The organism is Legionella sp. km772, from assembly GCF_003989735.1.
Taxonomy (GTDB): domain Bacteria; phylum Pseudomonadota; class Gammaproteobacteria; order Legionellales; family Legionellaceae; genus Legionella.
Genome location: NZ_RZGQ01000069.1, coordinates 1 through 15,520, shown reverse-complemented (window position 1 = coordinate 15,520; position 15,520 = coordinate 1). Strand labels below are relative to the sequence as shown.

Below are 15,520 nucleotides of genomic sequence, written 5' to 3'. Positions count from 1 at the left end.
AACTCATTTAAATCACTTTGCTATTAAGTACAAATTGATTCTTAGAGCGAACCAGATTGCTTGGCAGGAGCTTAAAAATATGGCAGCTTAAAATTGACCGTGCGTAACATGAGTTAATTATTAGCGATGAAAGCTTTCTACACGGTGTTAGTGCCTCATCCCCCGAGCGCCGGGTGTTAATTCTCACTCTTTGCGGTTTAATTGCCGGCCTTGGTTGGTGGCTTCTCTATAGCTATGGTAAGCCCTTAGTAAGTATTGGAGAGGCTTTAAAAACTGATAAAAAGATGCCGGGATTAAGTACAATTATCCATGCCTTATTACAAATTATCACCATTGCTTTGGGCTCGCCATTAGGACGAGAAGTTGCCCCCCGCGAGTTAGGATCTCTTTTCGCCACTTGGGTTTCTGAAAAAGCAGGCTTAACCATTAAAGAAACTAAAATAATGATCGCTTGTGGTGCTGGCGCAGGGCTTGCGGCTGTGTATAATGTTCCCTTGGGCGGGGCGATTTTTACTGTAGAAGTTTTATTTTGCACCTACAGCTGGGCCCTGCTGATTCCTGCTTTAATCACCTCAGCAATAGCCACCTTAGTCTCTTGGACAGGCTTAGGTATTGAATCTATTTACCAGGTTGCAGACTTAAAATTAAGCACCTCTATTCTCGTCTGGTCTATTTTAACCAGCCCTATTTTCGGCTTTGCTGCTTATTGGTTTATTCGTATTGCGAACCAACAACGCAAAAACTCCTTCCATGATCGAAAAATGATTGTGGCAGCTTTTTTTAATTACATGATGATTGGTATTTTAGCTATTTACCTTCCTGTTTTGTTGGGTAACGGAAAAAGTGCAGTGCAAATGGAGTTTTCTAGTTTCGCAGGAATTGGTTTAAGTGCACTTCTTCTTGGATTAAGATGTCTTATTATTTGGACTAGCCTACGCGTCGGCTCTCAAGGCGGTTTATTAACTCCCTCCATGGCTAATGGCGCTTTACTCGCAGCGGTTCTAGGTGGGCTTTGGACTCATTTTTTTCCTGCATTACCTTTTTCCGGTTTTATTGCTATAGGAGCCACTTCTTTTCTGGCGGCAGCACAAAAAATGCCTATTACGGCGATCGTTTTAATTTTTGAATTTACTCATATACATTTTGATTTCCTAGTACCGATTATGCTCTCAGTCTCTGGCGCTGTAATTACAAGTCATCTATGCAGTTTTTATTTTAGTGAGCAGGGAGTAAAAGTGAAAAATGCCAATTTATCTGCCTAATCAGCTTGCTAAAAATATATTCATTCACGGTAGCAAGGTTTGGTGCATGGCTTCCTATTTAGCCCATCCACCACCTAGAGCTTTAATTAAACCCACTGCAGCGGTCATTTGTAAGCCTTTAACATCATTTGCGGTTTTTTGCGCATTGTAAGCGGTAATTTGTGCCGTAAGGACATTAGAATAGGCTACTGTTCCTGCCTGGTACTGATTGGTCATTAGTCGTAAGGCCTCTTGTGCATGCGCAGCAGCTTGATTTTGCACCCTGCTTTGTTGACCCAGTAAACGTAGAGCCAAAAGGTTGTCTTCCACATCTTGGAAAGCAGTGAGAACCGTTTGGCGATAGCTTGCCACTTGAGCAATATAACTTTCTCTTGCAGCTCTCACTGTAGCCCTTCTTAAACCACCATCAAGGAAAGTTTGCGCTAACTGTAAACCTGTAGACCAACCTAAAGCTGGAGTATGGATAAGTTGGTGCATACTCCGTCCAGTAGCCGTTGCTGAAGCAGATAATGTAAGGGTTGGATAAAAGGTTGCAATGGCCACTCCAATTTGCGCACTGGTAGTTTGTACCAACCGCTCAGCCTGGGCGATATCAGGACGGCGCTCCAACCAAACGGAGGGGACTTCACTTGGAATGGTTGGGACAGTGAAACGATACGGTTTTCGATGAACATTTAAAAAAGCAGGCGGTCTTCCCATCAGTGCCGCAATAGCATGTTCATATTGACCTCTCAAAATACCATTATTAATAGCTTGAGCTTCAGCGGTCTCCACCTGAGTTTGAGCTTGTACTATATCGGCGCGAGTTGCAACGCCTGATGCGTATTGATGCCGTGTTAATTGTAAAATCTTTTTATTGGCTTTTACTGTTTGTTCGAAGAAAGATTGATTGATATCAGCAGTGCGTAATTCAAAATAATATTGCGCTAAAGCACTTTGCGCAGTTAAGCGCGTTACCGCCACTAACGCAGCATTAGATTGAGCCGTAGCAAGATTGGCTTCAATGGAACGCCGTACCGCTCCCCACAGATCAGGCTCCCAAGTTGCGAAGAGCACTGAAGAATAAATGCTATTGGTGGGAGTGCGTTGTAAGGTGGTGTTAGAGGTTGCGACATTAGTTGTTGTATCTCCCCCTGCTGTATTTATAAACGTTGCAGTCCCCCCGCCTTGCTTTTGACGAAAAAGGCTGGCTGCACCGCTCAAAGTAGGAAATAAACCCGCCCGTGCTTGCTCAGCGAGGGCAAGCGATTGTCGATAATTCGCTTCTGTTTGGGCAATGGTTTGGTTATACCGATTTAACTGCTCTTCTAATTGATTTAATACCGGATCGTGAAAAATGCTCCACCAAGGGCCTCGCTCTTGGTTGTCTTTAGGATCAATAGGCTTCCAGTTTTTTGCAGGTTTAACCTGCGCTTTATCTTCTTTAAATTTTGACGGGACGACCACCTTCGGACGCGTATAATTGGGACCAACCATACATGCGCTCAGCAAGCAAGAAAGCACTGTAAATGATAACGCTGTTTTTCTAATGTCCATATAGACCTCTTAACCTGATTCCTCGTCTCCATTGCTGGGCATTTATCCTTAAACGCTCTAAAGCTAGATAAATAATGGGTGTAGTATAAAGGGTTAATAACTGGCTCACAATCAAACCACCAACAATCGCAATACCTAAAGGACGACGTAATTCTGAGCCCACTCCAAAACCAATAACTAAAGGGACCGCCCCCAGTAAAGCGGCCATAGTGGTCATTAATATAGGGCGGAACCGTAAAATGGCAGCTTCATAAATAGCCTCTGCTGAGGGTTTTTTATCGATACGCTCTGCGTCTAAGGCAAAATCAATCATCATAATGGCATTTTTTTTCACAATACCAATCAAGAGAATGATGCCAATAAAGGCAATAATACTAAGCTCAGTCCTGCATAATACTAAGGCTAACAAAGCCCCTACCCCCGCGGAAGGCAGGGTAGATAAAATAGTAATGGGGTGGATCAAACTTTCATAAAGCATTCCCAACACAATATAAACAGCTACTAAGGCAGCCATAATTAAATAAATTTCATTGGCAAAAGACTGCTGAAAGGCTTGGGCTGTTCCCTGAAAAGAGCCGCGGATAGTAGGTGGCAAATCCATTTTAGCCACAACATCTCGCACTCGATTCACCGCATCCCCTAAAGAAGTGCCCGGGGCTAAATTAAAAGAAATTGTGGCAGATGGAGCTTGGCTCTGATGATTGACCGATAAAAGAGTAAACCCTGGCTTAAACTGCGCAAACGTAGATAAAGGAACCTCCTTTCCTGCATCAGAAAGCACATAAATATCATTCAAAGTTTCCGGGTTTTGCCAATATTTAGGTGCGACTTCCATCACCACTTTATACTGGTTCATGGGGCGATATATCGTTGAGATTTGACTTTGACCAAAAGCACTGTATAAAACCCGATCAATTTTTTCTGGTGTTATCCCATAAGTATAAGCCTTATCATGATTCACCTCGACATAGACTTGTAAACCATGGGTTAATTGATCACTATTAATATCAGAAATACCCCTTATTTTACTCACCTCCTCCATAATTTTAGGAGTCCAAGTGTTGAGCTCTTTAAGATCCGGCGCGGTAATGGTGTATTGGAATTGCGCCCCGCTTTGCCGGCCGCCGATTGATAGATCTTGCGAGGACTGCATGAATAAATTGGCCCCGGTGATATGAGTTAATTTTTTACGCAAGCGCTCCATCACCGCAGCGGTAGTGGCCTTTCTTTGATCCGGCTGTTTTAAAATGACAAAGATAGAACCTGTATTTGAAGTATTTCCTCCCGGGCCACCACTGCCAATAAAAGCGGCGACGTTAGCCACATCAGGATCTTTTTGAATGATAGAAGTAAATTGTGTTAGTTTTTTCTTCATTGCAGTAAAAGAAATATTTTGATCCGCACGTAAAGAAGCCACAATTCGTTCGGTTTCTTGTTGGGGAAAAAAACCTTTAGGAATAAGCACAAAGAGCAAACCAGTTAACAAGATGGTGGCAAAAGAACTCATCAAAACAATGCGAGAATGTGCTAAAGCCCATTGCAAGCTATGACCATAGCCTCTACGCACCTTCTCGATAAAACGCATAAAGGAATTTTGATCATAGTCCTTATTGTGCAACATTTTAGCACACATCATTGGCGTTAAACTCAATGAAATAACCATTGAAATTAAAATAGCTACGGAAAGGGTAATGACAAACTCCCTAAATAAGCGCCCCACTATCCCCCCCATAAAGAGGACGGGTATGAATACCGCAATTAAGGAAATGCTCATTGAAATAACGGTAAAACCAATTTCGCGCGCCCCATCAATTGCAGCTTGTATTTTAGTTTTTCCCATGCTTAAGTGACGGGATATATTTTCCAATACAACCACTGCATCATCAACGACAAAACCAGTAGAAATAGTTAAGGCCATTAGCGACAAATTATCTAAGCTATAATCCAGAAGCTTCATCACTGCAAAAGTCCCTAATAAGGACAAAGGTACGGTAATACCAGGAATAAGCATGGCTCTAAAACTTCCTAAAAATAAATAAGTCACTAAAACAACCAGCAGCATGGCAATAAGCAAAGTCAACTCTACATCATGCAAGGAGGTGCGAATAGTAGTGGTTCTATCCATTAAAACATTAAGATGTACTTCTTTAGGAAGCAATTCCTTAAGCTCAGGAAGAATATTTTTTACATAGTCCACAGTCTTAATAACATTGGCGCCGGGCTGTTTAAAAAGGACTAAAACCACCGCAGGCCTACCGTTTGATATGCCGGCATTGCGGATATCCGCTACTGAATCATAAACCTCAGCCACATCTGCTATACGCACTGGCGCATTGTTACGGTAAGTTAAGATTAACGATCTATATTCGGCAGCATGGAATAATTGATCATTAGTTTTCACTAAAGATTGAGTACCATCTCCGTTAATTACTGAACCTTTGGCTTCATTGGCATTAGCAGCAATAACTGTGCGGGCCGCATCATCTAAACCAATCCCATAGCTATTTAAGGCAGTAGGATTTACCTCAATCCGCACAGCCGGCAAGGAACCGCCACCCACATTCACTTGTCCAATACCTTCAATGCGTAAAATTCGTTGTTGCAATAAAGTAGAGGCCATATCATACATTTTACCCGTACTGTATTTATCAGAAGTCAATGCCATAATCATAATTGGGGCATCAGCAGGGTTCACTTTACGGTAGGTAGGATTATTGGGTAAATTAGAAGGCAATTGGCTTAGTGAAGCGTTAATTGCAGCCTGTACATCCCTTGCTGCCCCATCTATATTTCGCGATAAGTCAAATTGAATGATGACATTCGATTGCCCTAAAGTACTCGATGAGGTTAATTGGGTGACACCCGCTATGCGGCCTAATTGTCGCTCTAAAGGTGTTGCCACGGAGGTAGCCATCACCTCAGGGCTTGCCCCTGGTAAGGCTGCTTGCACCGCAATGGTTGGAAAATCAATTTGTGGTAAAGGGGCAACGGGTAAGAAATTAAAGGCCAAAATGCCCGCAATGGCGAGGCCACAAGTTAATAAAATCGTAGCGATAGGCTTTTTAATGAATAGTAATGATATATTCACTTTTTTATCCTTAGCCCTTCTAAAGGCTTTCGCTGGCTTTGCTTTTTGGCACCATACTCATCACTTTACGTGATAGGCGATCAAAAGCAAGATATATAATTGGAGTGGTATATAAAGTAATTAACTGGCTCACAATCAAACCACCAATAATAGCTAAACCTAAGGGGCACCTTAATTCCCCCCCAATACCATAACTAAAAGCCAAGGGTATAGCACCCAATAAAGAGGCCATAGTCGTCATTAAAATGGGACGAAATCGCAACAAAGCCGCTTCATAAATGGCTTCGGTAGGCTCTTTTTTTAATAGACGTTCTTGCTCCAAAGCAAAATCAATCATCATAATGGCATTTTTCAAGACCAAACCAATTAATAGGATGATGGCAATTAAGGCTATAACACTCAAATCATTATGAGTAAGGAATAAAGCCAATAAGGCCCCCATGCACGCAGAGGGTAGTGTAGATAAAATAGTTAAAGGATGAATATAACTTTCATATAAAACCCCTAAAATAATATAAACCACAATTATGGCTGCCAAAACCAGCCAACCCTCATTAGCAAGCGAGTTACGAAAACTTTTTGCTGAGCCTTCAAAATCAGCCTCTATACTTGCCGGTAAAGCTAAACTGTCTTTTGCAGCTTCGATCGCATGGACGGCCTCACCTAAGGAGGCACCTTCAGCTAAATTAAACGATAAAATAGTAGAGGGAAATTGATCGCGCCGGGTAATTTCTAAAGGTCCGACCGTTTGGCTTATACTGGCAATAGTTTTTAAAGGAACCGAGCCACTGACCGAGGTGGATGGATTGGTAGCGCTTGGTGTCCGGATGACTAAAGAATTAAGATAGCTATGATCAAAGGATGCGGGTGAACGTTGTAAAGAAGGAGTAACCTCAAGTACGACTTTATACTGATTACGCTGCGTAAACATCGTCGAAATTTGGCGTTGTCCAAATGAATCATAGAGGACATCATCAATCAATTGCATGCTAATACCCAGACGGGAAGCCGTATCTCTATCCACATCAACTAAAGTCACCAAGCCTTGATGCTGTTGATCACTGTTAATATCTTTTAAAGCGGGTGCATCTTTTAATTTATCCAATAAGGCATGCGACCACTTATTTACTTCTTGTCGATCAGGACCACTGAGGGCATATTGAAATTGGGTACGGCTTGTAACCGTATCAATTGTTAAATCTTGCACTGCTTGCATGTACAAGGTAACTCCAGCAAGGCTGCGTAATTTAGCTTGAATACGACTAATTATTTCATTGATTCCAGGACGTTGGTCTAAAGGTTTTAAAGTAATTAAAATACGTCCTGTGTTTAGAGTTTTATTGATCCCATCAATACCTATAAAGGATGAAATATGCTCTACTGCCGGATCGCTTAGCACGACTTTAGCCAATGCTTGCTGTTTTTTTGCCATAGCCGGAAAAGAAATGTTTTGATCAGCTTCCGAGATTCCCTGAATTAAACCTGAATCTTGAATGGGAAAAAATCCTTTTGGAATAAATACAATTAATAGTGCACTGCATAGAATAGTGCCTAAAAATATGAGTAAAATCAAAAATTGATGGGAAAGTACCCATTTTAAAGAATGCTTATAACGCTCAATTAAATGATTCAGCCCTTGCTCTAAGTAATGCTCCAAGCGGGTAGGCTTAGTATTGGCTTCAGCACGTAACATGCGCGCGCAGAGCATAGGGGTTAGAGTTAAGGATACAAAGGCCGAAATAACGATAGTAATGGTCAGGGTTAGGGCAAACTCACGAAATAAACGGCCTACAATGTCACCCATAAATAACAGTGGGATTAGTACAGCAATAAGCGAAATAGACAAAGATAAAATGGTAAACCCTATTTGAGCAGCTCCTTTATGCGCCGCCGCTAAAGGACTTTCGCCTAATTCAATATAACGCATGATATTTTCAATCATGACAATAGCGTCATCGACGACAAAACCTGCAGCTATCGTTAGCCCCATCAAGGTTAAGTTGTTTAAACTAAAACCTAACAAATACATGAGCCCTAGCGTGCCGACCAAGACTAAAGGTACCGAAATACTCGGGATAACCGTCGCCGGTAGTTTACGTAAAAAAATAAAGATGACTAAAACCACTAAAATAACCGATAAGATCAACTCAAATTGCACATTACGTACCGAGGTTCGAATATTGATAGTTCGATCAGTAAGAAGTTGTACGTCTATCGCCGCAGGAATAACCGGCTTGAGTTGATTTAAGAGGGTTTTAATATTATCGGCTACTTCAATGACATTCGCCCCCGGCTGGCGTTGAATATTTAAAATAATAGCCGGGTGCTGATTTACCCAAGCTGCTTGCATTACGTTTTCAGCCCCATCGATTACCTCTGCTACATCCGTTAAACGGACAGGAGCGCCCTTTTGATAACTAAGAATAATTGGACGATAATCACTCGCTGATAACAACTGATCATTAGCATTAATTGAATACGCTAACCGGGGACCATCAAAACTTCCTTTTGCACTATTCACATTAGATACAGCAATTCGATTACGTACATCCTCCATGCTTAAGCCATAAGAGGATAAAGCATCAGGATTTACTTGAATTCGCACCGCGGGCCGCTCTCCCCCGCTAATACTCACCAACCCCACACCCGATAATTGTGATAATTTAGGTGCCAGGCGAGTATCCGCAAAATCCTCAATTTGGGGTAGTGGCCAGGTTTTGGAAGTTAACGCTAAAGTAATAATTGGCGCATCCGCAGGATTTACCTTGCTATAAATAGGTGGATTAGGAAGATTAGCAGGCAAATAGCTACTGGCGTTATTGATCGATTGTTGGATTTGTTGTTCTGCCACATCCATACTAACCGATAAATTAAATTGTAAGGTAATTATAGATGCACTATAAGAACTGCTAGAGGTCATTTGATTAAGACCGGGCATTTGAGCAAATTGTCGCTCTAAAGGTGAGGTAATAGCTGAGGCAACCACATCAGGGCTTGCGCCAGGATAAAATGTTGACACCTGTATGGTTGGGTATTCCACATCAGGCAAAGAGGAAACCGGTAATAACTGATACGCTAAAAGGCCACAAATTAAAATGGCAAGCATCAGTAAAGATGTGGCTATAGCCCGAGCAATAAATGGTCCGGAAATACTCATGTGGTCTGCGACTTCTTAGGCTTAGAAGAGTTCGATTTAGAATTTTCTTCTTCATTGATCACATGAGCACCATTAACCAATTTATCAGCCCCTTCAATGACTACTAATTGTCCAGGAGTTAATCCCTTATCGATAATTGTTTCATTACCAATAGAAGGTCCAGAACTTATTTTTTTTATAAGCACTTTTTGTTTATCTAAAACGTAAACAAAATCATAGGTTAGGGTATGTTGAACGGCGGCAGTGGGTACCACCACAGCATTTTTAAGGGTTTCAATTAAAATTTTGATATTAACAAATTGGTTAGGAAACAGTTTATTTTCTTTATTGGAAAATTCAGCCCTTAACTTCACAGTCCCCGTACTTGGATCAATTTGGTTGTCTAAGGTTATAAGCCGACCCGCAGCAAGCTGTTGTTTTTGTTGGCGATCATAGGCATAAACTTTAACCTTCTTGTTCTCATAGACCTGATTAATTAAACCAGGTATATAATCCTCCGGTAAAGAAAAAATAACCGTAATCGGATTAATGGTAGTAATCACCGCAATACCAGTAGTATCTGACAATTGGATTAAATTTCCAGCATCCACAAGACGCAAACCAATTCGGCCGGCAATAGGTGATACAATACGGCAATAAATCAGATTAATTTTAGTACTTTCGATTAAACCTTCATCGGTTTTGACCGCCCCTTCATACTGCTCAACTAAAGCTTGTTGGGTCGCTAAAGTTTGTTGCGATATCGAATCTTGTTTCCAAAGATTTTGATAACGTTTTAGATCAATGCGCGCATTCGCCAATAAAGCCCTGTCTCGCTCTAAATTACCCTCATATTGCTTTAATAATGCTTCATAAGGACGAGGATCAATTTGCGCGAGTAATTCTCCTTTTTTTACAAACTGCCCTTCTTTAAAAAAGACTTTTTGCAAGACACCCATAATTTGAGAGCGGACCGTAACATTGTAGGTGGGAACGACATTACCCAAGGCCGACAGGTAAATAGGCATATCTCGATTAATAACGGGCGCTGAAACAATGGGAGTTGGTTTACTCGTTATCTGTTTGGGACTACGCGTTGCATAAAAAAACCAAGCAATACTCAACACCATCACAACCAAACTAGTGATTAACCAGAAATTGCTTGATGGTCGATAAGTATTCTTCTTTTGGCTTAACTTAGGAGAATCCAGAGACTCCGCCTCGGTTAATTCATTTCCATCCATAGGAGGCGATGATCCTTTGCTTAATTATTAACGAGCAGCCTTATAAATCATACTCTAGACCTTAATAATTAAGCAATTCTTTTATATGAAGAAATTGTACAGAATAACGTCCCTTTAAGCTAAAGCCAATTCCGATTTAATCTTTTTCCACTCATAAAGTGGAGAAAACTCAGGCTGAGCCATTTTGCTCACGGGCAAATAAAAAGTTTGTTCTAATAAATATTGACCACTTAAGGCTGCGTGGGACACATGATCGGTAAAGACAATCCATGAGCTTTGCGCAGGGAAATCAATTTGGTTTTTTTCTACCCTTGCTTGATAGCGATCATCTAATTTCATCGTATCATGTAAATGCAGCATGTAATGATCGTAGGCAGAGCGCAAGGATTTGGTCGCTTTTATCATTTTTAATAGATGGGCAGTAAATTTGCTATAAGTAGGAATTCTTGGCGCGAACTGTTCTAATACCTGGCGAAAAGGCTCTCCCACTTGCCAAACACGGGGCTCACCATGAGGATTTATATTACAAAATACCCGTAAAATTCGCAAACCATTAACTGGGCTTGCCGCAAAAGAGTCAACATGAAGCCGAGTATCGTCTTTACGTTTAGAACTTGCCCTGCCTTTGATTTCTGCAGGTCTAAAACTCGTCCTCCCCCATTGAAGATGCGGAACATAACTTGGCAGGGCTTGCTCAATCAATTGAATCGCAAACTCAGCATAGCCCCGCATCATTTGCCGCAAGGGCTCTTCTAAGTCAATTTGTTCTTTTTTATAAGCACCTAATTTATTCTTTATATAGTCGTAACTGACATTCTTATGGCGCGCGTCCAATATCGCTTCAGACATTAAGGCTGGCGGACAATGCGAGTAAAAATACTCGGGGAAAAATAATATTTTTCCCGACTCTAAAGCCGAGGCATTGCTTGCTAAATGGTTGGGATCAAAGCCATTGAGGAGTAAATCGCTCTTCATCTGATAAGGTCCTAGAGAATTATTTAGTGTAGTTTACCAAAATCAGCGTTTTTAAGTAATTTTTTTATTGGCAGACAAATCACTAGTGGATCCAAGGATCCACTAGCTAGAAGATTAGGGTGCGGAATAACCGCCTAGTTTTGCAGAGAACTCTTCAGTGTCAGAAGGAACATCTTCATCAGAATAGGAGGGATTATATTCATACTGATTGTCTTTAATCACTTGCATAACCGTATCAAACTCATCTGCCTCTTCCTCAGTAATAGTGACTCCAGCAGCGGGTTCAAGATAACGAAGAGCTAACAAATCGTCTTGAATTTCTTCGATACTTTTTTGTGGATGATTAGCAATATATTTATCGGAGCGGCTAATAAATTCATTCACATAGCCTTCGTAAACCGTACGCCCGTCCAACATTTTCAATTCACATAAATCGGCAAAATGCGCATTTACACGACCATATTTATCCCGGCCGAATTTATCTCCAAGTCGTTTTTTAGCAGCTTCATCGACCCGCACATAATGCTGGCTATCCAAAAAGTCACGATCTTTACGGTATTCTTCCGGGCAGGTATCCTGCATAGGGGCACGCTTTTCAGACTTAGTAACACCTGTTCTACTTTCATCTTGATATTTAGCCACTTTTCCTGAAAGACTAGCAGACTCAAGTGTATGATCACCTAAATGTTGAATATGACATTGGTAAGGATCGGCAAATTTATATTGTTTTCCAGGGGTTATATGCCAGCCAGTAAACTCTAGCAAGCGTTTAACAATCCCTTTTAAAGCAGCAGGAAGCCATTTAGATTCGGTAATCATATCACATACAGCGGCTTTAAATGATTTGAAGGCATTATTCATTACTAAACGAACATTGATGCTCGCTTGTTCTGCTAATTGCTTTTTAACTTCAAGCGCAATAGCCGCACCATAACAATCACCTTGAAGAATAATATCATCAGGATGAACACCTTCTTTGATTAAATTAGCAACAACCGCCATTCCAGAATTAATTAAGTCATTAGCTTCTCTAACTTTTCCTGAACTTAAGCCTGTACCGGGAAAATTAAAGGCATGGACGGTTGCACCAGTTTCTTTGGCAGCAGCGCTAATATCGCGAAAGCAAGCTTGATAATAGGTGTTAGCACCAGGAAAATAAACAATATGTTTTCCTGTGCCTGGTTTTTTTGGAGCATCGGCTTTAGGAGCACATTTGAACACTTCTAACTTGCAAGGTTCTGTAGTAGTTAAGGTTGTATCTACCGTTGATAAACTCAAATCTAAATCTTTGAATGCCTTATAATAATGTCCCTTGGGCTCTCTTTGTTTGCTCACGAAATCATTAAAGGGATTGAAAATATCTTCGCTTTTTTTATCACCGTATTTTTTTTCTTTATACCAATCGCCCTTGCCGACAGGAAACAATAAATTGGCTACGAAGTCTTGTAACCGACGGTGTAGAAAAGAATCTTTAGTAATTTCTTTCTTTTTAGCAGTCATTTTTAACCCTCTAAGACTATAAATTAACTTAATTGTACTATATAAATCTTAACAAACCCTTAAATTATATTTTTTATCAAAAAATTCTTGATTCATAATTTAAGAAATATTTGATACCTTATATAGAGCACTCTTTTGCCCAAACCTTGAGGAGCTTTATGCCCCAGTTATGTCCTTGCTGTTCAGAAAGAAGCTATGAACAGTGTTGTCAGCCCTTTTTGGAGGAAAAAACCATTCCGCAGACCCCTGAACAATTAATGCGCTCACGTTATACGGCCTACAGCCAAGCACAAATTCCCTATATAAAAAAAACAATGACAGGGAAGCCCTTACTCCATTTTGATGAAAACGAAGCAGCACGATGGGCACAATCAGTGGTCTGGCTGGGTTTAAAGATTGTAGACTCATCTGTGGAGAATGAGGAAAGGGGCTTTGTAGAATTTATCGCTTCTTTCCTTGAGAAAAATCAAGTAAAAACTATCTGCGAACGCAGCGAGTTTCATCAACACAATAAACACTGGTTTTATGTTGATGGAGTCAATACAGCTACAAAAAAACCCGCTATCAAAATTGGACGCAACAGTATTTGCCCGTGTGGTAGCGGTAAAAAATTTAAAAATTGTCATGAACAATAAAAGGTAGACTATGGGCAATTCACATTTATTTCACGTTTTTATCTTTCTGGCTGCAGCTAGTTTTATGGTGCCTCTAACCAGCCGCTTCAAATTAGGCTCAGTAATTGGTTATTTAGTAGTTGGAATTTTAATCGGTTCCTATGGTTTTAAACTTATCAATAATTCTGAACAAATTATGCATTTTGCCGAGTTTGGGGTGATTATGATGCTCTTTTTAATTGGTTTAGAATTAGAACCTCATAAGCTTTGGCAATTAAGACGCTTAATTGTCGGACTAGGCAGCCTACAAGTAATCATTACCACTGCTATTTTAACCTGTATTGGCATCTCAATAGGCTACGATTGGCGTGCTAGTTTAGCGCTTAGCATGGCCTTAACCCTTTCATCAACCGCCTTAGTGCTACAAATGCTACAAGAAAAGAACTTAATGAAAACGACTGAAGGTGAGACTTCTTTTGCAGTCTTATTATTTCAAGATATTGCGGTTATACCCATTCTTATTATTATGCCCTTACTCCATCCGGAAAATGTGGGAGCGGTGAGTAGCCATAGCACCTCTTTAATTAGTCAGCTACCCAAATGGGAACAAGCTTTAACGGTAATGGGCGTAATCAGTGGCATTATTTTGATTGGTCATTATTTTTCACGCCATTTATTTTTTATTATTGCAAAAGCTAATTTACGCGAAGTATTTACTGCCTTTTCTCTCGCTCTAGTGATAGGAATCACTTTGCTTATGGAATCTATTGGCGTATCACCTGCCTTAGGGGCTTTTATTGCTGGGGTAGTATTAGCAAACTCACAATACAAGCATACAGTAGAAGCTGATATTCAACCCTTTAAAGGCTTGCTACTGGGCTTATTTTTCATCTCGGTGGGCATGGGGATGAATTTCACCCTTTTTGCGCAACAGCCTCTATTTGTATTGAGTCTCGTATTAGGGCTTATTGCAACAAAAGCGTTTATCTTATCTATTTTAGGGCGAAGTTTTGATCTGACTAAAATCCAAACGCTAGGCTTTGCTTTAGCCTTATCTCAAGGTGGTGAGTTTGCCTTTGTTCTCTTTCAATATGCTAGTGACTCAAAAGTAATTAGCATCGAACTTAGGGAATTATTTACCTTGGTAGTGGCCGTATCAATGCTAACTACACCCTTTTTAATTATGCTCTATCAAAAATACGTTATTCCACGTTTTATGAGTATTCTACCACCTCGAGAATACGATAAGATTTCAGAAAAAAATGGCATTATTTTAGCGGGTTATGGACGTTTTGGCCAAATTATCGGTCGTTTATTGAATGGTGAACATGTAAAAGTAACCGTACTTGAAAAAAATCCTGAACAAATTGAATTATTAAGAAAATTTGGTTATACCGGTTATTTTGGTGATGCCAGTCGATTAGATTTATTAATGAGTGCCGGGGCACAACAAGCCAAATTACTCATCGTCGCTGTAGGCGGAGTTGAAAAAAACTTAGAAATAGTACGCCTAGCCAAACATCATTTCCCTCATTTAATTATCTTTGCAAGAGCCCGTAATCGCCGGCATGCCTATGAGTTGCATAAACTCGGCGTTGATTATTCTAAACGCGAACTATTTAATTCCTCACTTGAAATGACTAAGGAAATATTGAGATTTCTAGGCTATAAGCCAAAAGACATTCAGGCAAAAGCCGCAGCCTTTGAGAAGCATGATGAGACGAGTTTACAGCAATCGTTTGAATTTTTTGACGAGGAAAAAGATCTGATTAACTTTGCTCGTCAAGCAAAAGGCGAGTTAGAGCGTATTTTAGAAAATAGTACAAGCACTGTGAAAGCGGAAACCGAACAAGAGGCTTAATATAAGAATCCACCTCTATTAGCCGGGACTAATAGAGGTAATAGCAAAGCCCCAACGAGCCATCTTACTTTAATTATCTCCGTGAATACCCGATATACCGCCATCGATAGCTAAATCACTGGCGGTAATAAACGCTGAGTCATCCGAAGCTAAATAAAGTGCAGCTGCAGCAATTTCCTCTACTTCACTCATGTTACGCACATAAACTTGTAGTTTGACTAAAAAGCATTAGAATTCCGCCCTTAATTTTAGGGAGGGAATTAAATGGATATGCTTGATCTTTATAGTGATTATTTGATTTTCC

The 15,520-nt window shown here is 40.4% G+C and carries 11 protein-coding genes; 3 read left to right on the top strand and 8 right to left on the bottom strand.

Annotated elements, in window-relative coordinates; all coding sequences use genetic code 11:
• Nucleotides 1-7: 7 nt before the first annotated feature.
• Entirely contained in the window at nt 8-187 is a 180-nt protein-coding gene (locus tag ELY15_RS16095) for a hypothetical protein (protein ID WP_158617435.1), read from the bottom strand.
• On the opposite strand from ELY15_RS16095, the gene ELY15_RS08600 reads away from it, so the two are divergent.
• Nucleotides 174-1,262, top strand: a complete 1,089-nt coding sequence (locus tag ELY15_RS08600) for a chloride channel protein (protein WP_233586577.1) — start codon at nt 174-176, stop codon at nt 1,260-1,262. The genes ELY15_RS16095 and ELY15_RS08600 overlap by 14 nt on opposite strands.
• A gap of 54 nt (nt 1,263-1,316) precedes the next feature.
• On the opposite strand, the gene ELY15_RS08595 is transcribed toward ELY15_RS08600, so the two are convergent.
• The 6 genes from ELY15_RS08595 to sdbB all read right to left on the bottom strand — a co-directional run bounded on the left by ELY15_RS08595 (nt 1,317) and on the right by sdbB (nt 12,741).
• Nucleotides 1,317-2,798, bottom strand: a complete 1,482-nt coding sequence (locus tag ELY15_RS08595) for an efflux transporter outer membrane subunit (protein WP_127099259.1) — start codon at nt 2,796-2,798, stop codon at nt 1,317-1,319.
• Nucleotides 2,788-5,886 (bottom strand): efflux RND transporter permease subunit, encoded by a 3,099-nt coding sequence (locus tag ELY15_RS08590; protein ID WP_127099258.1) that lies wholly within the window; start codon nt 5,884-5,886, stop codon nt 2,788-2,790. Before ELY15_RS08590 ends, ELY15_RS08595 begins: the two co-directional genes overlap by 11 nt.
• A gap of 19 nt (nt 5,887-5,905) precedes the next feature.
• Nucleotides 5,906-9,043, bottom strand: a complete 3,138-nt coding sequence (locus tag ELY15_RS08585; RefSeq protein ID WP_127099257.1) for an efflux RND transporter permease subunit — start codon at nt 9,041-9,043, stop codon at nt 5,906-5,908.
• Nucleotides 9,040-10,266, bottom strand: a complete 1,227-nt coding sequence (locus ELY15_RS08580; protein ID WP_127099256.1) for an efflux RND transporter periplasmic adaptor subunit — start codon at nt 10,264-10,266, stop codon at nt 9,040-9,042. The genes ELY15_RS08585 and ELY15_RS08580 overlap by 4 nt, the downstream gene beginning before the upstream one ends.
• A gap of 114 nt (nt 10,267-10,380) precedes the next feature.
• Entirely contained in the window at nt 10,381-11,241 is an 861-nt protein-coding gene (locus tag ELY15_RS08575) for a Kdo hydroxylase family protein (protein ID WP_127099255.1), read from the bottom strand.
• A 114-nt stretch (nt 11,242-11,355) separates the two neighbouring features.
• The gene (gene sdbB / locus ELY15_RS08570; RefSeq protein ID WP_233586576.1) at nt 11,356-12,741 is read right to left on the bottom strand and encodes a Dot/Icm T4SS effector alpha/beta hydrolase; all 1,386 of its coding nucleotides are present in this window, start codon (nt 12,739-12,741) and stop codon (nt 11,356-11,358) included.
• Between the two features lie 158 nt (nt 12,742-12,899).
• Here sdbB and ELY15_RS08565 point away from each other — a divergent pair, with 158 nt between their 5' ends.
• Nucleotides 12,900-13,376: a YchJ family protein gene (locus ELY15_RS08565; RefSeq protein WP_127099254.1), complete on the top strand. Its 477-nt coding sequence runs from the start codon at nt 12,900-12,902 to the stop codon at nt 13,374-13,376.
• Between the two features lie 10 nt (nt 13,377-13,386).
• The gene (locus ELY15_RS08560; RefSeq protein WP_127099253.1) at nt 13,387-15,216 is read left to right on the top strand and encodes a monovalent cation:proton antiporter-2 (CPA2) family protein; all 1,830 of its coding nucleotides are present in this window, start codon (nt 13,387-13,389) and stop codon (nt 15,214-15,216) included.
• 69 nt (nt 15,217-15,285) lie between these two features.
• Here ELY15_RS08560 and ELY15_RS08555 read toward each other — a convergent pair whose 3' ends face one another.
• A complete protein-coding gene (locus tag ELY15_RS08555) occupies nt 15,286-15,417 on the bottom strand; it encodes an SDR family oxidoreductase (RefSeq protein ID WP_370449409.1) in 132 nt (43 codons plus the stop codon).
• Nucleotides 15,418-15,520: the final 103 nt, after the last annotated feature.

What these genes read in the sequence shown, in the direction of transcription:
- ELY15_RS08560 (WP_127099253.1), top strand. Translation starts at nt 13,387, where the DNA reads ATGGGCAATTCACATTTATTTCACGTTTTTATCTTTCTGGCTGCAGCT.
- sdbB (WP_233586576.1), bottom strand. Translation starts at nt 12,741, where the DNA reads ATGACTGCTAAAAAGAAAGAAATTACTAAAGATTCTTTTCTACACCGT.
- ELY15_RS08575 (WP_127099255.1), bottom strand. Translation starts at nt 11,241, where the DNA reads ATGAAGAGCGATTTACTCCTCAATGGCTTTGATCCCAACCATTTAGCA.
- ELY15_RS08595 (WP_127099259.1), bottom strand. Translation starts at nt 2,798, where the DNA reads ATGGACATTAGAAAAACAGCGTTATCATTTACAGTGCTTTCTTGCTTG.
- ELY15_RS08585 (WP_127099257.1), bottom strand. Translation starts at nt 9,043, where the DNA reads ATGAGTATTTCCGGACCATTTATTGCTCGGGCTATAGCCACATCTTTA.
- ELY15_RS08580 (WP_127099256.1), bottom strand. Translation starts at nt 10,266, where the DNA reads ATGGATGGAAATGAATTAACCGAGGCGGAGTCTCTGGATTCTCCTAAG.
- ELY15_RS08565 (WP_127099254.1), top strand. Translation starts at nt 12,900, where the DNA reads ATGCCCCAGTTATGTCCTTGCTGTTCAGAAAGAAGCTATGAACAGTGT.